Annotated in this window: 20 protein-coding genes; 7 read left to right on the forward strand and 13 right to left on the reverse strand. The window is 64.9% G+C overall.

Annotated elements, in window-relative coordinates; genetic code table 11:
• The first annotated feature begins 11 nt into the window (after positions 1–11).
• Positions 12–458, forward strand: coding sequence for an SRPBCC domain-containing protein (locus ACIPY3_RS15845; RefSeq protein ID WP_400335582.1), 447 nt, complete (start codon positions 12–14; stop codon positions 456–458).
• 97 nt (positions 459–555) lie between these two features.
• Here the strand turns inward: ACIPY3_RS15845 and ACIPY3_RS15850 are convergent, their stop codons facing one another.
• The 6 genes from ACIPY3_RS15850 to ACIPY3_RS15875 all read right to left on the reverse strand — a co-directional run bounded on the left by ACIPY3_RS15850 (position 556) and on the right by ACIPY3_RS15875 (position 6,943).
• Positions 556–1,362, reverse strand: coding sequence for an IclR family transcriptional regulator (locus ACIPY3_RS15850; protein WP_397325008.1), 807 nt, complete (start codon positions 1,360–1,362; stop codon positions 556–558).
• A 242-nt stretch (positions 1,363–1,604) separates the two neighbouring features.
• Positions 1,605–3,203 (reverse strand): aldehyde dehydrogenase (NADP(+)), encoded by a 1,599-nt coding sequence (locus tag ACIPY3_RS15855; protein WP_400335584.1) that lies wholly within the window; start codon positions 3,201–3,203, stop codon positions 1,605–1,607.
• A gap of 15 nt (positions 3,204–3,218) precedes the next feature.
• Complete coding sequence (locus tag ACIPY3_RS15860; protein ID WP_400335586.1) at positions 3,219–3,632, reverse strand: ester cyclase; 414 nt, start codon at positions 3,630–3,632, stop codon at positions 3,219–3,221.
• Entirely contained in the window at positions 3,629–4,198 is a 570-nt protein-coding gene (locus ACIPY3_RS15865; RefSeq protein WP_400335588.1) for a flavin reductase family protein, read from the reverse strand. Before ACIPY3_RS15865 ends, ACIPY3_RS15860 begins: the two co-directional genes overlap by 4 nt.
• Positions 4,199–4,200: 2 nt before the next feature.
• Positions 4,201–5,520, reverse strand: coding sequence for a flavin monoamine oxidase family protein (locus tag ACIPY3_RS15870; protein WP_400335590.1), 1,320 nt, complete (start codon positions 5,518–5,520; stop codon positions 4,201–4,203).
• A gap of 28 nt (positions 5,521–5,548) precedes the next feature.
• Entirely contained in the window at positions 5,549–6,943 is a 1,395-nt protein-coding gene (locus ACIPY3_RS15875) for an LLM class flavin-dependent oxidoreductase (RefSeq protein ID WP_400335592.1), read from the reverse strand.
• A gap of 335 nt (positions 6,944–7,278) precedes the next feature.
• Between ACIPY3_RS15875 and ACIPY3_RS15880 the strand changes: the two genes are divergently transcribed.
• The 5 genes from ACIPY3_RS15880 (at position 7,279) to ACIPY3_RS15900 (ending at position 12,212) form a co-directional block, all read left to right on the forward strand.
• Positions 7,279–8,790, forward strand: coding sequence for an MFS transporter (locus ACIPY3_RS15880; protein WP_400335593.1), 1,512 nt, complete (start codon positions 7,279–7,281; stop codon positions 8,788–8,790).
• Between the two features lie 70 nt (positions 8,791–8,860).
• Positions 8,861–9,667, forward strand: coding sequence for an IclR family transcriptional regulator (locus ACIPY3_RS15885; protein ID WP_400335594.1), 807 nt, complete (start codon positions 8,861–8,863; stop codon positions 9,665–9,667).
• Positions 9,668–9,995: 328 nt separating this feature from the next.
• Positions 9,996–10,259 (forward strand): hypothetical protein, encoded by a 264-nt coding sequence (locus ACIPY3_RS15890; RefSeq protein WP_400335597.1) that lies wholly within the window; start codon positions 9,996–9,998, stop codon positions 10,257–10,259.
• Between the two features lie 129 nt (positions 10,260–10,388).
• Entirely contained in the window at positions 10,389–10,601 is a 213-nt protein-coding gene (locus ACIPY3_RS15895) for a hypothetical protein (protein ID WP_400335599.1), read from the forward strand.
• Positions 10,602–10,748: 147 nt separating this feature from the next.
• Positions 10,749–12,212, forward strand: coding sequence for an amino acid permease (locus tag ACIPY3_RS15900; RefSeq protein WP_400335600.1), 1,464 nt, complete (start codon positions 10,749–10,751; stop codon positions 12,210–12,212).
• 161 nt (positions 12,213–12,373) lie between these two features.
• On the opposite strand, the gene ACIPY3_RS15905 is transcribed toward ACIPY3_RS15900, so the two are convergent.
• Positions 12,374–13,123 carry a 3-hydroxybutyrate dehydrogenase gene (locus tag ACIPY3_RS15905; protein ID WP_400335601.1) on the reverse strand — a complete coding sequence of 250 codons (750 nt, stop codon included), beginning with the start codon at positions 13,121–13,123 and terminating at the stop codon, positions 12,374–12,376.
• A 4-nt stretch (positions 13,124–13,127) separates the two neighbouring features.
• Positions 13,128–14,516, reverse strand: a complete 1,389-nt coding sequence (locus ACIPY3_RS15910; protein ID WP_400335604.1) for an MFS transporter — start codon at positions 14,514–14,516, stop codon at positions 13,128–13,130.
• A 144-nt stretch (positions 14,517–14,660) separates the two neighbouring features.
• Between ACIPY3_RS15910 and ACIPY3_RS15915 the strand changes: the two genes are divergently transcribed.
• Positions 14,661–15,551: a LysR family transcriptional regulator gene (locus ACIPY3_RS15915; protein ID WP_400335606.1), complete on the forward strand. Its 891-nt coding sequence runs from the start codon at positions 14,661–14,663 to the stop codon at positions 15,549–15,551.
• 27 nt (positions 15,552–15,578) lie between these two features.
• On the opposite strand, the gene ACIPY3_RS15920 is transcribed toward ACIPY3_RS15915, so the two are convergent.
• Genes ACIPY3_RS15920 through ACIPY3_RS15940 form a run of 5 tightly spaced genes read right to left on the reverse strand, consistent with a single transcriptional unit; the run spans position 15,579 to position 20,425 of the window.
• The gene (locus tag ACIPY3_RS15920) at positions 15,579–16,415 is read right to left on the reverse strand and encodes an ABC transporter ATP-binding protein (RefSeq protein WP_400335608.1); all 837 of its coding nucleotides are present in this window, start codon (positions 16,413–16,415) and stop codon (positions 15,579–15,581) included.
• Positions 16,412–17,464, reverse strand: a complete 1,053-nt coding sequence (locus tag ACIPY3_RS15925) for a FecCD family ABC transporter permease (protein WP_400335610.1) — start codon at positions 17,462–17,464, stop codon at positions 16,412–16,414. The genes ACIPY3_RS15920 and ACIPY3_RS15925 overlap by 4 nt, the downstream gene beginning before the upstream one ends.
• Positions 17,461–18,609, reverse strand: coding sequence for an iron chelate uptake ABC transporter family permease subunit (locus ACIPY3_RS15930; protein WP_400335611.1), 1,149 nt, complete (start codon positions 18,607–18,609; stop codon positions 17,461–17,463). The genes ACIPY3_RS15925 and ACIPY3_RS15930 overlap by 4 nt, the downstream gene beginning before the upstream one ends.
• The gene (locus ACIPY3_RS15935) at positions 18,609–19,490 is read right to left on the reverse strand and encodes a siderophore-interacting protein (protein ID WP_400335612.1); all 882 of its coding nucleotides are present in this window, start codon (positions 19,488–19,490) and stop codon (positions 18,609–18,611) included. Before ACIPY3_RS15935 ends, ACIPY3_RS15930 begins: the two co-directional genes overlap by 1 nt.
• Positions 19,487–20,425 carry an ABC transporter substrate-binding protein gene (locus ACIPY3_RS15940; protein ID WP_400335614.1) on the reverse strand — a complete coding sequence of 313 codons (939 nt, stop codon included), beginning with the start codon at positions 20,423–20,425 and terminating at the stop codon, positions 19,487–19,489. The genes ACIPY3_RS15935 and ACIPY3_RS15940 overlap by 4 nt, the downstream gene beginning before the upstream one ends.
• Positions 20,426–20,499: the final 74 nt, after the last annotated feature.

Consider the following 20,499-nt stretch of genomic DNA (forward strand, 5'->3'; position numbering starts at 1 on the left):
ATGCTGAAGCCATGGGAACATTCCACGTGTCCACCTTCATTGCTGCTCCACCGGAGCGTGTTTTCGCCACCTGGACGGACCAGGACCGGTTCAAGGAATGGATAGGCGGCGTCACCGGCGTGACGGATCGCGTGGGCCCGATTGACGAGCCCGGCAGCCGCTACACGGTGTGGTTCGGGCGGATGGCCAGCCCCACCGAAGTCTTGGCTGTCGAGCGGCCACGGCATATCCGCACGCGCTTCGGCAACGCGATCCTCAAGGGCGAATCGGATGTCACGTTCCTGCCCGAGGATGCTGGAACGCGCCTCAACCAGGAGTTCGTCACGCGGGGATTCATTGCGGGAATCTTTGGGCGCCTCTTCGCAACGGGCTCCTACAAGGGCAGCTTCAAAGGTGAGCTGGAAGTGTTCAGAAGGCTCGTCGAGCGCGAGACCCCGGAGCCTCCTGGAACTTCCTAAGCTGCAGGCCTCGTCACCCAAGTAGGTCGCATTAGTGCGCGTTTTGACGGCTCAAAACGCGCACTAATGCGACCTAGTTGGGGCGGGGGCAGGCAACTCAGACGGCCGGGCGCCCGTGGATCCGGACCGACAATTCATCCGCCGCCTTGCGGATGCGGGCAGCAAGGACCGGCCATTGCTCGGCCGGCACTTTGTCCTCCAGGAACGTCACGGCGACTGCCGCCGTCGGCCACCCCACGTGGTCCGTCACGGCGGCGGCGATGGAGCCGAAACCCGGCGTGATTTCACCGTTTTCCGTGGCGTAGCCTCGCTGCCGCACCTGGTCCAGGTGCGAGGACAAGGCCGAGTACTTCATGATGGGGAACTCCACCTCATGCCGCGACGTGAAGGCTGCAGCATTGGGGTACAGCGCGCGGACTTGCGATTTGGGCAGCGCCGCCAAAATGGCGCGGCCGCTCGCGGTGAGGTGGCTGGGCAGGCGAACTCCGACGTCGGTCACCAGGCTGGGGCGGTTCTTGGCCCGCTCCTCCACGATGTAGAGGACGTCGCGACCGTGCAGGACGGCCAGGTGCGCGCTCTCACCGATGACATCCACCAACGAGGCAAGCATGGGCCGCCCCAGACGGGAAAGGGGCTCCTGCCGCGAGTAGGCCGAGCTGAGCTCAAAGGCGCTGATTCCCAAGCCGTAGCGCTGTTCTTCATGCAGGTGCAGCACAAAGCCGTTGGCCTCCATGACCCCCAGCAGGTGGTAGACGCTGGAGCGCGGCAGGCCGAGCGCCGTGGCGATGTTCGACGCCGCCATGGGACCGCGGCGCGACGCCAGCAGCTTGAGGATGCGCAGGGTGTTTTCGGCGGCCGGAACCTTGGAAGTGGACTTGCCGGGTGCCAGTGGCGTGGTTGTCATGGTGCCTCACTGCTTGGGTACTCAAGGGTGACTTTCCAGGCAACTTTCCCACCGCCTGTCCGGTATCCCGTACTCAAGAATGCACAGAACTGCCACTGACTTCCTAGCCCTCCCCGATCGCGAGCGTCCGGAATACCAGACTCTCACGGCACAGAACGGTCCCGCGGGCAGGGGAACCTGGACGCATGGAAAAGCCGCCCGGCGGTTGCGATCGCCGGGCGGCTGACTTGGGGTGGGCTGGACTATCCCTGACCGGCGGGCTGGGGCTGCCCGTCCACGAGGCGGTTCACGTTCCAGGGGTTGGCGTCTTTGAGGGCGGCGGGGCACAGTTCCTCGGGGAAGTTCTGGTAGGCAACGGGACGCAGGAAGCGGTCGATCGCGAGGGTGCCGACGGACGTGGTCTTGGCGTCCGAGGTGGCCGGGAACGGGCCGCCGTGGACCATCGCGTGACCGACTTCGACGCCGGTAGGCCAGGCGTTGATGATGATGCGGCCTACCTTGCGTTCCAGGGTGGGGATCAGTGGTGCCGCGGTGGCGTAGTCGGCTTCCGTGAGGTGGAGTGAAGCGGTGAGCTGGCCCTCGAGCTTGGCGGTGGCTTCGATGAGGTCTTCGATGCCTTTGTAGCGGACCACGAGGGACGCGGCACCGAACACTTCCTCATGGAGGATCGGGTTGTTGATGAACACGTCCAGGTCCGCGCCGAACACGGCGGGTGCGGGCGCGTTCTGGCCCGGGCCTTCGGTGCCGCGGCCCAGGATTTCGACGTCGGGGGCGGCTTCGAGGGCGTCGTAGCCGTGCTGCCATGCCGTGGCGATCCCGCCGGTCAGCATGGTCTGGCCATGGAGAGGGGTGACTTCTCCAGTGACGGCTGTTGCGAAGCGTTCCCCTGCCTCCCCTGCCGGGACGAAGACCAGGCCGGGCGAGGTGCAGAGCTGGCCGGAGCTGCCAGTGACAGAGCCGATGTACTGCTTGGCCAGGGCTTTGATGTCCTCTTCGGAGCCTTCGAGGGCTCCCGGGAAGACGTAGACCGGGTTGATGGAGGACATTTCGGCGTAGACCGGGATTGGCTCCGGTCGTGCCGCGGCGGTGCGCATGAGGGCAGTGCCGCCGGCGCGGGATCCGGTGAAGCCCACGGCCTTGATCGCAGGATCCGCAACAAGGGCCTGCCCGATGCTCGAACCTGAGCCGTAGACCAGCGAGAACACGCCCGGATGCAGGCCCAGGTCCTTCACGGCCTTGGTGATGGCCTGGCCCACGAGCTCGGCCGTGCCCGGGTGGGCGTTGTGGGCCTTCACGATCACCGGGCAACCCGCAGCGAAGGCCGAGGCCGTGTCGCCGCCGGCCACGGAGAACGCGAGGGGGAAGTTGCTCGCACCGAACACAGCCACCGGGCCCAGGGGGATCTGGCGCTGGCGGATGTCCGCGCGGGGCAAGGGCGTACGCCCGGGAAGGGCGGGATCGATGCGGACTCCGCGGAAGTCGCCCTGGCGGACAACGTTCGCGAAGAGCCGCAGCTGCCCGGTGGTACGGGCACGTTCACCGCGAAGACGGTCCAGTCCAAGCCCGGTTTCCAAGGACGCGCGTTCGACGAGTTCCTCGCCGACTGCTTCGATGTTTTCCGCGATAGCGTCCAGGAACCGGGCGTGCTCCTCCGGGTCCAGGGCGCTGAAGGAACCGAAGGCGTCCTCGGCGGCCGCAGTGGCTTCCTGCAACTGCTTTTCGCTGATCAGGCTGTAGGCGGGTTCCAGCTGTTCATTCGTGGCAGGGTTGATGCCGAAGGCCGAACCGCTGGTGCCGGGAGTGGCCTCGCCGGCGATGAGGGAGTGTCCGTGAAGAGTCATGGGGAGCTTTCTGGGTTAGTTTCCGTGTCCGAGGTGCCAGATGCCGAGGGCCGAGAGGAGCTCGCGGGGATCCCACACCACCCATTCCTCGGCGAGTTTATCGCCGTCGAACGTCAGGAAAGAGGCACCGGTCACGGTGACGTTCCTGCCCGTGGCGGGGACATCCATGAACTCGCCCGTGTGCGTGCCCGTGGTCTGCCAGTGGATGGCAACCTGGGTGCCGTCCTCGATGATCTGCAGGATGTCCGTGGACGAGTCCGGGAACGCCGTGTGCATGGCTTCGATGGTTTTGCGGAGGCTGGCGAAGTCCTCGCTGCCGGATTTGGAGCGGCGGACGTAGCCAGGGCTGAGCAGCTGCTCGAACGCGGCGAGATCGCCGTTGCCCCAGGCGCCGTTCCAGGCCTTCAAAATGGTGTCGCGACGGCTCATGATGCGCTCCTTGCGAGTTCGGGTGCCTGTGCTGGAGCGACGGGTGCCGGGGCGACGGGTGCCGCAGCGGCAGGCGCCGGGATGTCGATGGGCACGTACTGGCCAAACTTGCCGCCACGGAACAGCAAAGCATCGCCCGTTCCGTCTTCCATGCTGGTGACGGCGCCCACCACCATGTAGTGGTCTCCCACCAAGACCTCCGCCGTGACGACGCAGTCGATGTAGGCCGTGGCACCTTCCAAGTGCGGGGTTCCGAGGGGACCGGGCGTGGAAGGGAGGCCCGAGAACTTCTCAGGGCCCTTGCGGGACAAGGACTTGCAGATGGGGATCTGGTCATCGGCGAGGATGTTCGCGGTGAACTTTTGGAGCTTCCGCAGCTTGGGCCAGCTCGACGAGGACTTGTCCACGCAGAACATCACCAGCGGCGGCTCAAGGGACAGCGACTGGAACGTGCCCACCACGAGGCCGAGCTTCTCGTCGTCGTCATTGATTCCGGTGATGGCGGTGACGCCGGTGGGCAGCTTGCCCAGGATTTGGCGGTAGAACGCCGGCGTGATGTCGCTCATGGCTATGCCTGTTCCTCGTGCAGTTCTTGATGTACTTGGCGGCCGACGCGGAGGCCGGATTCGATGGCTCCGTCGAAGAAGCCTGCCCAGATGTTGGCGATGTCGCCGCTGGCGAAGTGCAGGGCGCCTTCGGAGGCCTGTTGGGCTGCGTGGTATTTGGTGAGTTGGCCGGGGCGCTGGACCAGCCAGGTTTCCTCGGCGTAGGGGTCTTCGCCCCATTTGTGGCCGGTGACTTCGATGACTTCCAGGTCATCGCGCCACACTTTGATGGCTTCCTGGACCTGCTCGATGTCCGTGACGTCGATCCGGTTGGCGTCGGCGCCGAAGCCCACCAGCACGGCGTCGTCTTCGCCGAGGAATTCGGTGCGGATCACAGAAAGTGGCTTGTCCTGGGCCGAGTAGGCGAAGAAGGGCTTGATGGGTCCCTTGACCCGGATCCAGGCCTTGACGCCCTGGGAGGCGGTGCGTTCCCGGCTTGGGGCGGTCTTGCCTTCGGGCAGGGCGGGGGTGACGTCGAGTTTGTGCAGGACGTTGACCGGCAGGGTGATGACGATCTTCTTCGCTTCGATGCGTTGCCCGTCGCCGTAGGTGACCGTGCCGCCGTCGTGGTTGTGCTCCACCTTGGTGACCGGGGAGTTGAGGCGGATGTCCGCGGTGGTGTCTTCGGCGATGGCGTTGACCAGGCCGTCGTTGCCGTCCTTGAGGCGGTAGATGGCCGAGGCCTCGTGCATGAGGTGCCAGTGCCCGGAGGAACCGGCGGTCCAGCGGAGGGCGTTGACGTAGGCGCACTGGTTAAGGGGTGCGTTGAAGTGGCCCACCCAGGCGGCTTCGTTGGCGTTGCGCTCGTCCTCGGAGAGGTCCAGCTTGTCCAGCATTTCCTGCAGGTTGTACTGGTCGGCTTCGGCGAGGTTTTCCACGGTGAGGGGGGCGTCCGGGCGGGGCAGCCACTTGACGGTGTCTTCGAGCAGGCGGGTCATGCCGGGGTCGATGAGCTTCATGAAGTCGTCCAGGTTGCCGCGGCGGACCTCGTTGCCGGCCAGCCAGAACGTCTCTTCCGAGCGGGGGCCGCGGGAGACTTCGAGTCCGTAGCGGGTGACTTCGGCCCAGACGTGGGGCTGGGTCCAGTGCAGCCAGTTGCCGCCGAGTTCCAGGTTCTGGCCGAGCCGGCGCTCGGTCCACAGCCGGCCACCGAGCCGGTCGCGGGCCTCGAGGACCACCACGTGGTGGCCTCGGTTGGTCAGTTCGCGGGCGGTGATCAGCCCGGCCAGTCCGGCGCCGATGACGACGACGTCAGCCTGTTCGGTGTCAAAGAGTTCAGTCATGGGTATCTCCGTTGATATCGGTGGGTGCTTAGTTCGCCGGGGCGAGGTGCTGGGTGCGGTGTCCCGTGGCCGGGTGGCCGTCGAGGGTGAACTTCTGGCCGAAAAGCGTCTCGCGCAAGGTCACCGCGTCCCGCTCGTGGTCGCGGAGCGGCGCAATGAGTCCTTGGGCGCGGAGTGCGGGGAGGGCGAGTTCGATGAAGTCTTCCCAGCTGCCCGGTTTGGTGGTGTAGCTGAGGTTGATGCCGTCGATGTCGGCCTCGTCGCGCCAGCGGCGGAGTTCCTTGGCAACCGTCTCGGGCGAACCGATGACGGTGGAACCGGTGCCGCCAACGGCCAGGAATTCGGCGATCTGGCGGGGAGTCCAGTCGCGGTCCGGGTCGGCCTTGGAGAACATGTCCACCATGGACTGGCCGGCTTTGGTGCCCACCGAACGCAGCGGAGTGTCGAGTTCGTAGTCGGACATGTCGATGCCGGTCCAGCCGCTGAAGCGGGCCAGGATCCCATCGATCGGGGCTGTGTCTACGGCCTTCCGGTACTTTGCCTGGGCTTCTTCGTCGGTGGGGGCAACCACGACAGTGAGCAGGATGACGATCTTCACGTCGCGCGGGTCGCGGCCGGCGTCGGCCACAGCCTGGCGGAGCTTGTCCACGGACCGCCGGGTTCCCTCCACGGACGTTCCCTGCAGGAACACCACTTCGGCGTGCTTGCCGCCGAACTCCATGCCCCGCGATGAGGCGCCGGCCTGGAACAGGACCGGGGTGCGCTGTGGGGAAGGCTCACACAGGTGGAAACCCGGGACCCGGAAATGCTTGCCCTCATGGTTGATGGGGTGGACCTTGGCAGGGTCGATGTACGTGGCGGTTTCGGCGTCGTTGACCACGGCATCATCCTCGAAGGAGGACTCCCAGAGCTTGTAGACCACTTCCATGTACTCATCAGCCATGTCATAGCGCTCAGCCGGGGTGAGCTGCTGCTCCTTGCCCAGGTTCCGGGCGGCGGCCTCGGAGTAGGACGTCACGATGTTCCAGCCCACCCGACCACCGGTGAGGTGGTCCAGGCTGCTGAACTTGCGGGCCAGCAGGTAGGGCGGCTCGTACGTTGCCGAAACAGTGACGCCGAAGTTCAGGTGTTTGGTGACCGCGGCCATGCCACTGATGAGGACTGTCGGATCATTGATGGGAATCTGGGCAGCGTCCCGGAGGGCCGCGTCCCCGTTGCCGCGGTACACATCGTGGTAGCCCACGTTGTCCGCGAAGAAGATCCCGTCAAAGCCGGCGCGTTCAAGCATCTGGGCGATTCCCGTCCAGTACTTCAGGTCGGTGTAGCGGTGCCCTTGGTCGCCGTCGTTCCTCCACGACCCGGAGGTCAGGTGGGAAGGGGCGAAAACATCAAAGGCGAACAGGCTCAAAGGCGCATTATTCATGGCAGCGGTGCTTCCTTGGACTCGTGCCGGGCTATGCAGGCAACTTCACTTGCGACGTTCACTTGCTGAACGCTTCGTTCAATTTAGAGCGTGGCTTGGCTCACTGTCAAGGGGTTCCCGCGGGGCCTTCAACAAAGGAAAAACTCTTGACAGCGAATGTGGCGCATGCCATATTTTTGATCACGTCGTTCAAAGAATGAACGTTTGAGATTTCGCCCCGCCACCCCAACTGCGCACGGGCGCAAGATTCCGGCCACAATTCCCAGCGATCCCCAGTACGGCTCAAGCGTGGATGCGGGACGTGTGGCGTACCTCCAAAGGAAAGAAGGACAACGATGTTCGATCAGTCCAGAGCACAACGTGGCGCGCCTCAAGGCGCCACCCGGCGGTTACGGGCAGAAGACTGCATCATTGTGGACAACCGCGAGCTGCGTAAGGCGCAAGTGGGCGCCGGCGTGGGCAACTTCATCGAGTGGTACGACATTGGCATCTACGGCTACCTGGCCGTGACCATGACGTCCGTCTTCACCGAAGGCATGGACGAGCGCATGGGCCTGTTGGTCACCCTGTTGGGCTTCGCGGTCTCCTTTGTGGTCCGCCCTCTCGGCGGCATGATCCTGGGACCCTTGGGGGACAAGATCGGCCGCCGCAAGGTCCTCTTCTTCACCATGGCACTCATGGCCGCGGCCACCACCACCATCGGGCTGCTGCCTTCGGCGGGACAGGTGGGCCTCTGGGTGATCATCCCCCTTTACCTGCTCAAGATGCTGCAGGGCTTCTCCACCGGCGGCGAGTATTCCGGCGCCGCCACCTACATCGCCGAATTCTCCCCGGACCGCAACCGCGGCTTCATGACCGCCCTCCTGAACTCCGGCTCCATGCTGGGCTTCGCCGTCGGCGCGGGCGTGGTGGCCGCAACCACGGCGCTGACCACCTCTGCGTGGGGTGCCCAGGCAATGCACGACGGCGGCTGGCGGCTTCCGTTCCTGCTCGCCCTTCCGCTGGGCATCCTTGCAATCTCGCTCCGAAGCCGCATTCCAGAATCGCCGGCGTTCGAAGTTGCCCACGATAAGACCACCAACCCGGACGTCAACCCGCTCTTCGTGCGGCACAACCTGCCCAACATCCTTCGGTTCTACTGGCCGCAAATCCTCATCGGCATAGCCCTCATCGCAGCCGACGGAACCTCGTCCTACATGCTCACCAGCTACATGCCCACCTACATCGAGACGGAGGTGGGCTCTCCCGCCGTCCACACCGCGGTAGCCGCCGTCGTGGTCCTGGTACTCCAGGCCGTGCTCATTCCGCTCGTCGCGCGCTGGTCGGACCGCATTGGCCGCAGGCCCATCTACACCATGGCCACCATCGGCAACCTGGTGCTGCTGATACCCGCGTTCGCCCTCATGCACGTCGGAACCCTGTGGTCCCTCTACCTGGCGATGTTCCTGGTGATGGTGCCCAGCGCGTTCTTCCTGGCACTCACGGGCGCCGTGATGTCCGAGCTGTTCCCCACCGCTTCCCGCTACGGCTGCGTGGGCGTCACGCACAACCTGTCCATCTCCATCTTCGGCGGCACCACGCCCTTGGTCAGCCAGATCCTTGTTGAAGTCACAGGAAACCCGTATGCACCGGCTTTCTACATCATGTTCTTCTCCGCAGTGGCGCTCTTCGCCGTCTTCAAGATGCGGGAATCGGCAGCCCATCCCCTCCTTGGCTCGGTGCCCGTGGTCAGCAGCCGGCAGGAAGCCGTGGAGCTGGCCGCTGGACAGGACAGCAACGAGCGGCTGGATACTGGCACCATGCTGCTGACCCCGGCTCCGTCAGGCACAACCCTCGAACGCGCGTAGCCCCGGCATAGGATGGGTGGGACATTGAGCACGAGGGCACCCAGCCTTGGCCACGAAGACCGGGAGCGGCATGGCATCGGAAGCAGAACAGGCAGACGTCGACGGCGGAGCATCAGCGCCGGACGAGGCCGCGGACCTGACCAACAAGTCCGTCATCAAGGCCACCATCCTCCTTTCCGAACTCGGCCGGCACCGCCAGGGCATCACGGTGACCGAACTGGCCCAGGCCGTTGGCATGACGCGCCCCACTGCGTTCCGCCTTCTCTTGAGCCTGGAGCAGACCGGCTTTGTTGACCGCGTGGACAACCGCTACCGGCTCGGGTGGGAAATGTCCCGCTTGGGCCGGCTCGCGGATCCTTACGCCGGAGCCGTGGCCCGAATCCAGCCAATCCTGGATGACTACGCAGGCAAGCTCAAGGAGACCGTCAGCTTTGCCATGGTGCGCGGCGAACTGGCCTACGATGTCATCGCCGAAGCGTCCGCTTCCAGGTACCTGAACGTATCCTTCTACGTTGGCGAGACCTATCCGCTGCACGCCAGCGCGACGGGCAAATTGATGCTCTCCGAATTAAGCGACGAAGCAGTGTCCGCAGCGCTGCCCAAGAAGCTTGCGTCCTATACCTCCCACACCATCACCAGCCGGGAGGGATTGCTCAAGGATCTTCGACGGATCCGCGAGCAGGGCTACTCCATCATGGACAACGAGCTGGAGGAGGGCCTCTTCGTAGCGGCCTACCCGGTTCGCGAGGTGGACGGAACCCTCATGGGCATCGTGTCAGTGAACGGCCCGGTCCAGCGGCTGAAGTCTGAGCAATTGCCCGGCACCATCGACCAACTGCGCAAGGCAGCTGAGGAAATCACCAAAGCCCTGTCCTAGCGGCAGCCTGCCGAGGCACGACGCCGGTGCCGCACCTGCGGCGGCCGTCCCACCGGCGGTGGCTCCGCGCCGCCGTCGGCCGCCCCCTTGGCTGCCACACACCGCCGCCGACCGTCCCGCCCTGGCTGCCACGCGCCGCCGTCGGCCGTCCCACCGGCGGTGACTCCGTGCCGCCGTCGGCCGCCCCGCCCTGGCTGCCACTCGCCGCCGTCGTACTATCCGCGCGCCTGAACAAGGTCCGAATCTCTTGACGCACTCACCCATGTGCGCATACCTTGAACGAAACGTTCATTGAACGAACACTTCCAACCTCTTCCAAGGTGCCACCATGAGCCTCCATACCCCAACCCGCAACGCCCTCCCAGCCCGGCCCGTCCCGAACTGGTCGAAGCTCTCCCGCAACGACCGCGTCCAGGTGTTTCACCGCGACGGCCGCGTGACCACCGGGCTGATCGAGATGATCGCGGTAGACCGCAGCGTTTTCTGGCTCATCCAGGATGACGGCCAAGGGCGCCTCATGGTCTGCCGCGGCGACAGGCCACAGGTGGTCAAGAGTGCCGCAGCCCAGAAAGCCCCCTGGCTGCACGACTAAACCATTGCGCGCAAAAGGTGAGGCGTGACACAATGGACTAACGTTCATAAAATGAACGTCACGTTCAAAAATTACCTCTGTTGGGCCGATACATCGCCGTATCCGCCACCGGAAAGAAGGGACGGGACCATGTCCATCTCCATCACCCACCGAGTCCTCGCCAATGCCTTCGGCCGCCGGACTACCACCTACCGCCAGCCTGCTCCCGTGCACGCTCCGGAACAGGACGCCAACCAGGGAAGTGTCAGCTGCGCCCCCTGGGAAGGCCTGTATCTTGAGCCGGAAGCCTCCCTGGGCCAGGAACTCGACGCCTTTCTCGCCGGCCTGCTGCACGGAGAATAGGAAGGCCCTGGGGGTCGCCGCCCCAAGCCACCGCAAAACCCGATTGTCTGCGATCAAAGACAGCAATGCCCCGTGAGACCGATCACAAGGTCTCCAAAAATGGTCTGCTGGTTAGCGATCCCCTCCCAAAGACGAGAAGGTTTTACCATGCAACACACCACGCTGGCCGAAAAGGACACTGTCCTCCAGGCCGCCGGATCGGCGCTCAGCCGTGGCCTCAACGTCCGCCACATCCGCTTCATGGCACTTGGATCCGCCATCGGCACGGGGCTCTTCTACGGTTCGGCCTCGGCCATCCAAAAGGCGGGTCCCGCCGTCCTCCTGGCCTACATCATCGGCGGCGCCGCCGTCTTCATGGTGATGCGGGCACTCGGCGAAATGGCGGTGCGCCACCCGGTCTCCGGCTCGTTCGGACAATACGCCAGCCGCTACCTGGGACCGTTCGCAGGCTTCGTTACCGGTTGGACGTACGTGTTCGAAATGGCCATCGTGGCCATCGCCGACGTCACGGCCTTCAGCATCTACATGGGCTTCTGGTTCCCCCAGGTGGATCGCTGGATCTGGGTCCTGGCGATCATCCTCTTCCTCGGCGCGATGAACCTGCTGAGCGTCAAAGTCTTCGGGGAACTTGAGTTCTGGTTTTCCCTCATCAAGGTTGTGGCTATCATCGCCATGATCATTGGCGGCGCGGCGATCGTCGTGTTCGGCTTCCAAACAGGGAACGACGGCGGTGGCGTGGCACCGGGACTGGGGAACCTCGTCAACCACGGTGGATTGTTCCCGAACGGCTTCGAAGGCCTCTTGGCCGCGTTCGCCGTCGTGATGTTTGCGTTCGGCGGGATCGAAACGATTGGCATCACGGCAGGCGAGGCCGCCGATCCCAAGAAAGTCATCCCGCAGGCCGTGAACACCGTCCCGGTCCGCGTCCTGCTGTTCTATGTGCTGACCCTTGGCGTGCTGATGAGCATCTTCCCCTGGAACGACATCGGCAGCAACGGCAGCCCGTTCGTGCAGATCTTCGCTGGCCTTGGCATTCCCGCAGCGCCGCACATCCTGAACGCCGTGGTGATCACGGCCGCGTTGTCCGCCATCAACAGCGACATCTTTGGGGCCGGCCGCATCCTCTTTGGCCTGGCCCAGCAAGGCCACGCACCCAAGAGCTTCGGCAAGGTCTCCCGCCATGGCGTTCCGTGGATGACCGTGGTGATGATGGGTGGCATCCTCTTGGTCGGTGTGGTGCTGAACGCCGTCATTCCCGAGGACGTGTTCGTGGTCATCGCCTCCATCGCCACGTTCGCCACCGTGTGGGTCTGGGTGATGATCCTCGCCTCGCACGTAGCCATGAAGCGCGAGATCAAGGCCAAGGGGCTGCCTGCGTCTGAGTTCGGATCGCCCTTGTGGCCTCTCGCGTCCATCGTGACCATGGCGTTCATGGCGTTGGTGATCGTGATCCTGGGCGTCTTCGAGGACACCCGCGTGGCCCTCTATGTTGGTGCAACCTGGTTGGTGCTGCTGTTCGTGGCCTACAAGCTGTGGGTGCGTGGCGGTGGCCTACGCCGCGCGGAACTCGTTGACGAGACGGCTTCCCTCCCAGTGGTGAAGGTTCTCTAGAGCCTCCAGGCACTGGTTGGCGCACCCCTTTCCGCCCGATGCACCCCTTCGGCCGGATTAGCGCACCCCTTTCCGCCTGACGCACCCGTGCTACTGGGCGCGCCGGGCGGAAACGGGGGCGCCGAAGGAACTGGGCGCGCCGATTACCTCGCAGGCAAGTCCTACCTCGCCGACCAGCCGCCGTCCATGGTGTAGCTCGCGCCGGTGACCATGCCGGCGTCGTCCGAGGCCAGCCAGGCCGCCAGGGACGCCACCTCGGACGGCTCCACAAGACGCTTGACCGCAGACTCAGTCAGCATCACCTTGGCGAGCACCTCGGCCTCGGGGATACCGTGGAGCCGGGCTTGGTCGGCGATCTGGCGCTCCACCAAGGGGGTACGGACATAGCCGGGGTTGATGCAGTTGGAAGTGACGCCATGCTCGCCACCCTCCAAAGCCGTGACTTTGCTGAGTCCTTCAAGGCCGTGCTTCGCGGACACATAAGCACTCTTGTATGCCGAGGCCCGCAGCCCATGCACCGACGAGACGTTGATGATCCGGCCAAAGCCGTTGGCGTACATGTGCGGGAGTGCAGCGCGAACCAGCAGGAACGGCGCCTCAAGCATCAACGCCAGGATCCGCCGGAACTCAGCGGGTTCGAACTCCTCAATGGGCGCAACCTTCTGGATGCCGGCGTTGTTGACCAAGATGTCGCAATCCAGGCTCAAAGCAGCGAGGGAATCCACGTCCAGCAGGTCCACGGTCCAGGCAGTACCACCCAGTTCGTCGGCGAGGGCCGCGGCTCCGGAGGCGTCGACGTCGGCCACTACTACTTTCGCGCCACGGGCCGCGAGCGCCCGCGCACAGGCCGCCCCGATTCCGCTGGCACCTCCGGTCACCAGGGCTTTGCGCCCATTCAAGGAGTTGTCCATCAAATCAGCCCTTCGAAGTAACGGAAGCGGTAGTCAGTCCGTGCCGCTCGGCGTCGGCGGCGTCGACGTCTTGCAGCGCGATGCCCTTGGTCTCCTTCAGGGAAACGACGGCGACGGCGGTAATGGCGCACGCGACGACGAGGTAGATCGCCGTCGGCACCCACGAACCGGTGTCCTTCAGCCACTGAGTGGCCAGCAGGGGTGCCAGGGAGCCGGCGAAAATCGAGGTGACCTGCGAGCCGAGCGAAACACCGGAGTACCGCATGCGGGTGGGGAAGAGTTCGGACATGATGGCCGGCTGTCCTGCGTACATGAACGCGTGCAGGCAGAGGCCGATGGTCACGGCGAGCACAATGATCACGGCGTTCTTGGTGTCGAACATGGGGAAGGCGAAGAACGGCCATACCGCGCCGGTGACAGCGCCCACCAGGTACACGGGCTTTCGTCCCCAGGAATCCACCAAGCGGCCCACCTGCGGAATGACCAGGAAGTGGATCACGTGGGCGATCAGGAGTGCCAGGAGGAGCGAGGACGTGTCGTACTTGTGGACGCTCTTGAGGTAGACGATCGCAAAGCTGACCACCAGGTAGTACATGATGTTCTCGGCGAAGCGGAGGCCCATGGCCTGCAGGATGCCCTTGGGGTACTTGCGGATGACCTCGCCGACGCCGTAGCTGATGGCTTTGGACTCCTCCACCTGGGCTTTGGCTTCGAGGAAGATCGGGGCTTCGCTGACGTGGGTGCGGATGTAGTAGCCGACGAAGACGATCACGGCGGACAGCCAGAATGCGACCCGCCAACCCCAGCCGAGGAAGGCTTCGCTGCTCAGGGTGGTGGACATGACGAACAGGACCAAGGTGGCCAGGAGGTTGCCCACGGGAACAGCAGCCTGCGGCCAGGATGACCAGAACGCACGCGACTTGTTGGGGCTGTGCTCGGCGACCAGCAGCACTGCGCCACCCCATTCACCACCGAGCGCGAAGCCCTGGATGAAGCGGAGGGCAACCAACATTGCGGGCGCCCAGTAGCCAATGTCCATGAAGCCGGGGAGGCAGCCCATAAGGAACGTGGAGACACCGACGATCACGATGGTCAGCTGCAGCGTAGGCTTGCGGCCGAGCTTGTCGCCGATCTGGCCGAACACTATACCGCCCAGGGGCCGGGCGATGAAGCCGACGGCATAGGTGATGAAGGCCTGGATGATTCCGTCGAGTTCATTACCGGTGCTCGGGAAGAAGTACTTGCCGAATACCAATGTGGCGGCCGTTGCGTACAGGAAGAACTCGTACCACTCCACCACGGTTCCCACCATGGACGCGGCGACGATCTTCTTCAGGCCTGATCCCTTGCCGGTGTTTCCGGCAGCGGGTGTGGAGCGTTGCTCTACGCTCATATCCATCTCCTCAGTGTCTTCTTTGACAATGCCCTTTTTCATGCGCGTTGTGATCCACAACACGAATAGCTTCACTGAGTATTGCTGCAGATTCGGCGTGCCTCAATAACCAAAGAGGCACCCCCTATGTGCAGAATTGCAGATATGAACCCAAACCCAGACGACCTCCTCATCCTCCTCGCCGTCTCACGGTCGGGTAAATTCACGACGGCGGCACAAGCCTTGGGACTGAACCACACCACCGTTTCGCGCAGGATCGCCGCGCTGGAAAAGGCGCTTGGTGGCCGCGCCCTTGCGCGTGCGGCAGGCGGCTGGGAACTGACCGAACTGGGGGCGGCCGCCGTCCAGGTAGCCGAGCGGGTGGAAGCGGCGGTGGGTTCGCTGGGACCCAGCGACCGCGCACCCGACCCCATTACCGGCGTCGTACGCATGACGGCTACCGACGGCTTCAGTGCCTATATCGCGGCACCGGCCGCCGCGCGCATCAGGAGGGACCACCCGGGCCTCAGCCTGGAGATCGTTACCGTGACCCGCCGGGCACTGCAGCAACGCTCGGGCCTGGACATCGAAGTGGTGGTGGGGACGCCACAGGTGCACCGGGCCGAAGCCATCAAACTGGGCGAGTACCGGCTGGGGATGTACGCCTCACGCAGCTACCTCGAGGACAACGGAACTCCCGCCAACGCAGAAGAACTGACCCAGCACCAGTTGGTGTACTTCGTGGATTCCATGCTGCAGGTGGACGACCTGGACGCGCCCCGCAGGCTGGTTCCGAGCATGCGGGACGGCCTCACCTCTACCAACGTGTTCGTCCATGTGGAAGCGACGCGGGCCGGCGCAGGGGTGGGATTCCTGCCGTGCTTCATGGCGGATCGCCACCCGGACCTGGTTCGGCTGCTGCCCGAAGACTTCGCCGAACTGCTCCCCTATTGGCTGGTCCTCCGCCCCGACTCGATGCGCCGCCCCGCGGTAGCCGCCGTCGTGCATGCCTTACGGGAGGAGACGGAGAACCGTCGGGCTGAGCTGCTGGGCTGAGGCGGTCGCCGGGGAGTTCCCGGGAGCCTAGAGCGGAATGACCAAAGGCGTGTGGCTCACGGGATCGTCGATCACCATGCAGGGCAGGCCGAACACGTGCTCCACCAACTCCGCGGTGATGACGTCCGCAGGCCGCCCCTCGGCCACCACCGCACCATCCTTCATGGCGATCAGGTGCGAGGCGTAGCGGCAAGCATGGTTGAGGTCATGAAGCACGGCCACCAAAGTGTTGCCCTCGCCGTTCAGGCGCTTGAACAGCTCCAGCAATTCGATCTGGTGGGCGATGTCCAGGAACGTCGTGGGCTCGTCCAGCAGCAACAACGGCGTCTGCTGCGCGAGGACCATGGCCACCCAGACGCGCTGCCGCTGGCCTCCGGAGAGTTCGTCCACCAGCCGTCCGGACAGCCCGGTCACGTTGGTCGCCTCCAAGGCGCTGACGACGGCGGCCTCGTCCTCCTCCGACCATTGGCGCAGCAACTTCTGGTGCGGGTAGCGGCCACGGGCCACGAGGTCCGCAACAGTGATGCCGTCGGGGGCAAGGGAGGTCTGCGGCAACAGGCCCAGCCTCCGGGCCACGTCCTTGGCGCCGTAGGAGGAGATGTCCTTCCCGTCCAGGAAGACCGTGCCGGACGTCGGCTGCAGCAGGCGCGACAAGGCCCGGAGCAACGTGGACTTTCCGCAGGCATTCGGACCCACGATCACCGTGAATTCGCCATCGGGAATCCGGACGTCCAAGGCGGAAGACACCGTCCGGCCCGCATAGCCCAGGCTCACGCCGTCAGCTCGCAACCGGGCATCCGTGGACACGAGCGGCACCGCCGGGGCAGCCAGCACGTCAGTCAAAGCAGTCTCCTTCACAGTCATTGCCGCCGCACCTCGCGCGCCAGCAGCCAGACGAGGTAGCAGCCACCGATGCTCACGGTCACCACTCCCACCGGCAATTGAATCGGCGCGAAGAGGTTCTGCGCCACGATGTCGCTGGCCACGAGCAAAAGAGCACCCATGGCAGCGGAGGGGACCAAGCCCACTGACGCCGAGCGGGTCAGCCTGCGGGCGAGTTGCGGAGCAGCGAGCGAAACAAACGCGATGGGTCCCGCAGCCGCAGTGACCATCGCCGTCAACGCCACGCCAACGGCTGCGAGGACCACCCGCGAACCCTCCAGCCGAACGCCCAAGGCGCGGGCGGCGTCGTCGCCCATCTCCAAAAGCCCCAACCGGCGACCAAAAAAGGCCAGCACCCCCAGCAGCCCGGCGAAGATCAGCACCACTGGCAGCACCTGCTCCCAAGACACCTTGTTCAGCGATCCGGCACCCCATACAGCGGCGGACATGGCCTGCTCGAGGGACGCCTTGAGGATCATGTAGGTGTTCACTGACGCCAGCATGGCGCTCACCGCGATGCCCGCGATAATGAGCCGGAAGCCTTGGATGCCCTTCTTGTAGGCAAACAGGTACACCAGGACCGCGGTCACCAAACCACCCACCAGCGCCCCCGCGGACACGGCGTAGTATCCGCCACCCATCAACAGGATCACCACCAAGGCACCCGAGTAGGCGCCGGTGTTGAAACCGATCACGTCGGGGCTGCCCAGCGCGTTGCGGGTCAGCGATTGGAAGATGGCCCCGCTGCCCCCCATGGCCGCCCCCAACAACAGGGCCAGGAGGACGCGGGGCAACCTCCACTCCACTACCACCATGTGGATGGCGCCGGTGGAGCGACCGAACAGCGCCGAGACCACGTCCGGCACCGGAATACTGAACTCGCCCAGGCCAAGGGCGACGACGGCGAGCGCAAGGGCGGCGCCGACGAGGACGGCGGTGACAATCATCGAGCGAACGTCGAGGCGGGCCGAAACCCGGCCGCCCAGCGGACGGACCGCGAGTGTTCGCCGGCCAAAATCAAGGGTGCTCACAGGGTGCTCACTTTCCGGCGGCGGATCAGCCAGATCAGTACTGGTGCCCCGACGAACGCGGTGATGATGCCTACCTGCATTTCGCCGGGCCTGAGCACCAGCCTGCCGAGGACATCTGACACCAGCAGCAAGACCGGTGACAGCACCAGCGTGTAGGCCAGGATCCATCGCTGGTCCGGCCCGACGATCCAGCGGGCCACGTGCGGAATCATGAGGCCCACGAAGCCGATGGGACCTGCCGCTGCAGTAGCGGCGCCACACAGCAGGGTGACGGCGATGATGGTCCACGTGCGGGTGCGGAAGATGTTGGCGCCGAGTGACGTGGCGGTGTCGTCACCCATGGCCACAGCGTTGAGTGGCCGCGCCAGGGCCAGGGCGATGATGGTGCCCACCACGATGAACGGTGCGACGGTGGCCACGATGTCCCACGAACGGTTGCTGAGCGTACCGGCGGTCCAGTTGCGCATGCTGTCGAACACGGCGGGCCGGAGGAGCGTGATCCCGGAAGAGACCCCGCCGAGGACCGCCCCCAGGGCAACCCCTGCCAAGGTCAGACGCAGCGGGGTTGCCCCTCCCCTGCCCATGGAACCGATCAGGTAAACGATCACGGTGGCGATCACGGCCCCGGCAAAGGAGAACCAGATGTATTCCTGGATGCTGGTTACCCCGAACAGCGCGACGCCGAGGACCACGAAGAAGCCAGCACCCGCGTTGACGCCCAGGATGCCTGGGTCCGCCAAGGGGTTGCGGGTCATGGCTTGGATGAGGGCTCCGGAGAGTCCCAGTGCAACGCCCACGAGCACGCCGACGACGGTCCGCGGAAAGCGCAGGTCATGGATGATCACATGTTCCGGCGAGCCGTCGTAGGCCGTGATCGCGGGCCAAAGTGAGGCCGGGTCCACGTCCTTGGAGCCGATGACCATGCTGAGCAGAAGGGCCAAAGCCAAGGCCGCGATGGACGCGATCAGTCCGAGCAGGCGGTAGCGGTTGACGGTGGCAAGGCCGGCGCTGCCCTGGCGTGCGGTTGCGGAGGGCGCTGCGGGGGCGGAGGGCGCCGCGGATGCGGGGGCCGGGGCAGTTGTGGAGGCCGGCGCAGTCGCCTGCCCAGCCCCGGCCTCCGTCCCCGCCATGGTTCCGCTGGCCATTACAGTCCCAGCAGTTCGAACTTGGCGTCCTGCAGGTCCTCGAGTTCTTCGCGGTCGCGCTTCCCGTCGGACCACAGTTCGTCGAACCAGCGGCGGGTTTCGGCGTCGAGGTTCTCCCAACGCTCCGTCCACGCCTCGCTCTTGTCCGTCCAGTAGCCGATCAGCTTGTAGGACTCAGGGGTGAGCTTCTTCTCGTGGCGCAGGTACTTGCGGATCCCGCGCAGTACCTTTGCTTCCCCGGCCACCCAGATGTAGCCCGTTCCGCCGGGGAGTTCCATGCTTTTCAAAGCCTCGTCCAACCGCGATTGGCTGTGCCCGTTGCCGCCGTGGATCCAAGCGACTTCAGTGCCCGCGCCGATGACCAGGTCCTGCTGGTGCGAGGGGTCTTCCACCTCGATCAGGACGCGGGTCCGGACACCCGGCGGAGTCTTTTCCAGCAAGCGGGCGACGGCGGGAAGTCCCGTCGCGTCGGCCAGCAGGATCTGCCATTGCAGCTCTGCCGGCGGTTCGTACAGCCCGGTGGGCGAGTTGAGTCCGACGACGTCACCCACCTCGGCGCGCTGCGCCCAGGCTGCTGCCACACCGCCGTCGTGAACGACGAAGTCGATGTCCACGGTGCCCGCGGCCGGGTCCACGGAGCGGACCGTGTAGGTCCGCATGGCGGAAGGCTTGACGCCGGGTTCCCAGTCCCAGGAGTCGCCCGTGGAAATGGGCAGCCGGGCCTCGTGTTCACCGAAGTCCGGCAGGAAAACGCGGAGATACTCGTCGCCTACGCCGGTGGATTCGAATCCGGCCAGGCCGGGTCCGCCGAAGGTGATGCGGACCATCCCAGGCGTCAAAGCCCGGGTAGCCAGCACCTCCGCGCGGTAGATGCTCATCATGGCAGGAGCGCCTTCTCGATCTTCTCCAGCAGTGCGTACTGGCCGCTCGGGGAGCCGTAGATCATCTCAAGGTCGTAGGTGAAGATCTGCTTGTTGGCTACGAACGGCAGCGAGGTCCAGAGCTTGTTGTTGGCCAGCGGAGCGAACGCGTCCGGGTTGGCACCGTCCTTTTCGGGGACTTCGGTGGTGATGACGGCGTCAATGCCCTTCAACTGCTCAAGCTGCTCGGCGCTGAGCTTGGCACCTTCGCCGTCTGCCAGAGGTGAAATCTTCAAGCCCAGGTCCTTGATCACCAGGCAGGGGGTTCCGTAGCAGCTGACAGAGACCTGGTCCTCGTAGTAGTCAACCGGGCCGATCACCAGATCGCTCTTACCGGCCTCGGCCAGGCGCTTCTTCACGTCGTCCACTTTGGCCTGGTACTTGTCCATCCAGGCCTGGTACTGCCCGGTCTTGCCGAAGGCCTCGGCGACGGTCTTGAACTTGGTGCGCCAGTCGCTGCCGTCAAAACCGTTGAAGGTGTAGGTGGGGGCGATGTCGGAGAGCTTGCCGTCCAGCTCCTTCTCGTAGCCGAGGCCGTTCAGGATGACGTCCGGCTGGGCCTTGAGGATGGCCTCGAAGTTGAACTCCGGGTAGTTGGTGAAGGGGGTGATCCCCTCCAGTGCCTTCTGGTCGAAGAAGTACGGGAAGCCCTTGTAGCCACTGTCACGGATGGGCTGCTGGCTGGCCAACGGGATGCCGAGCGTGATGAGCATGTCCAGGTCCGTGGTGTACATGCCCAGGGCCTTCTTCGGCTCCGCCGGAATGGTCAGCTCCTTGACCTCGCTGGTAACCGTGCGGGTTTGCGCAGCAGCTGAGTCATTGGCGTTCGCCACCGGGCTCGCGCAGCTGCTCAGCAGAAGGGCCGCCGAGGCAAGCGCCGCGAGGGCAGCGGACATGGTTCTAGGGCGTGAAATCACTGTGGTCCTCTTGATGCTCAGGGGAGGTTGGAGGTCTCCCGTTGGCAGTCGAG

It is taken from the genome of Paenarthrobacter sp. NPDC089714 (genome assembly GCF_044748905.1).
Taxonomy (GTDB): Bacteria; Actinomycetota; Actinomycetes; order Actinomycetales; family Micrococcaceae; genus Arthrobacter.

Coding starts and splice junctions, on each gene's coding strand:
- ACIPY3_RS15875 (WP_400335592.1), bottom strand. CDS start 6,943: ATGAATAATGCGCCTTTGAGCCTGTTCGCCTTTGATGTTTTCGCCCCT.
- ACIPY3_RS15905 (WP_400335601.1), bottom strand. CDS start 13,123: ATGGACAACTCCTTGAATGGGCGCAAAGCCCTGGTGACCGGAGGTGCC.
- ACIPY3_RS15890 (WP_400335597.1), top strand. CDS start 9,996: ATGAGCCTCCATACCCCAACCCGCAACGCCCTCCCAGCCCGGCCCGTC.
- ACIPY3_RS15915 (WP_400335606.1), top strand. CDS start 14,661: ATGAACCCAAACCCAGACGACCTCCTCATCCTCCTCGCCGTCTCACGG.
- ACIPY3_RS15900 (WP_400335600.1), top strand. CDS start 10,749: ATGCAACACACCACGCTGGCCGAAAAGGACACTGTCCTCCAGGCCGCC.
- ACIPY3_RS15850 (WP_397325008.1), bottom strand. CDS start 1,362: ATGACAACCACGCCACTGGCACCCGGCAAGTCCACTTCCAAGGTTCCG.
- ACIPY3_RS15885 (WP_400335594.1), top strand. CDS start 8,861: ATGGCATCGGAAGCAGAACAGGCAGACGTCGACGGCGGAGCATCAGCG.
- ACIPY3_RS15920 (WP_400335608.1), bottom strand. CDS start 16,415: ATGACTGTGAAGGAGACTGCTTTGACTGACGTGCTGGCTGCCCCGGCG.
- ACIPY3_RS15845 (WP_400335582.1), top strand. CDS start 12: ATGGGAACATTCCACGTGTCCACCTTCATTGCTGCTCCACCGGAGCGT.
- ACIPY3_RS15865 (WP_400335588.1), bottom strand. CDS start 4,198: ATGAGCGACATCACGCCGGCGTTCTACCGCCAAATCCTGGGCAAGCTG.
- ACIPY3_RS15940 (WP_400335614.1), bottom strand. CDS start 20,425: ATGTCCGCTGCCCTCGCGGCGCTTGCCTCGGCGGCCCTTCTGCTGAGC.
- ACIPY3_RS15910 (WP_400335604.1), bottom strand. CDS start 14,516: ATGAGCGTAGAGCAACGCTCCACACCCGCTGCCGGAAACACCGGCAAG.
- ACIPY3_RS15870 (WP_400335590.1), bottom strand. CDS start 5,520: ATGACTGAACTCTTTGACACCGAACAGGCTGACGTCGTCGTCATCGGC.
- ACIPY3_RS15930 (WP_400335611.1), bottom strand. CDS start 18,609: ATGGCCAGCGGAACCATGGCGGGGACGGAGGCCGGGGCTGGGCAGGCG.
- ACIPY3_RS15860 (WP_400335586.1), bottom strand. CDS start 3,632: ATGAGCCGTCGCGACACCATTTTGAAGGCCTGGAACGGCGCCTGGGGC.
- ACIPY3_RS15855 (WP_400335584.1), bottom strand. CDS start 3,203: ATGACTCTTCACGGACACTCCCTCATCGCCGGCGAGGCCACTCCCGGC.
- ACIPY3_RS15895 (WP_400335599.1), top strand. CDS start 10,389: ATGTCCATCTCCATCACCCACCGAGTCCTCGCCAATGCCTTCGGCCGC.
- ACIPY3_RS15880 (WP_400335593.1), top strand. CDS start 7,279: ATGTTCGATCAGTCCAGAGCACAACGTGGCGCGCCTCAAGGCGCCACC.
- ACIPY3_RS15935 (WP_400335612.1), bottom strand. CDS start 19,490: ATGATGAGCATCTACCGCGCGGAGGTGCTGGCTACCCGGGCTTTGACG.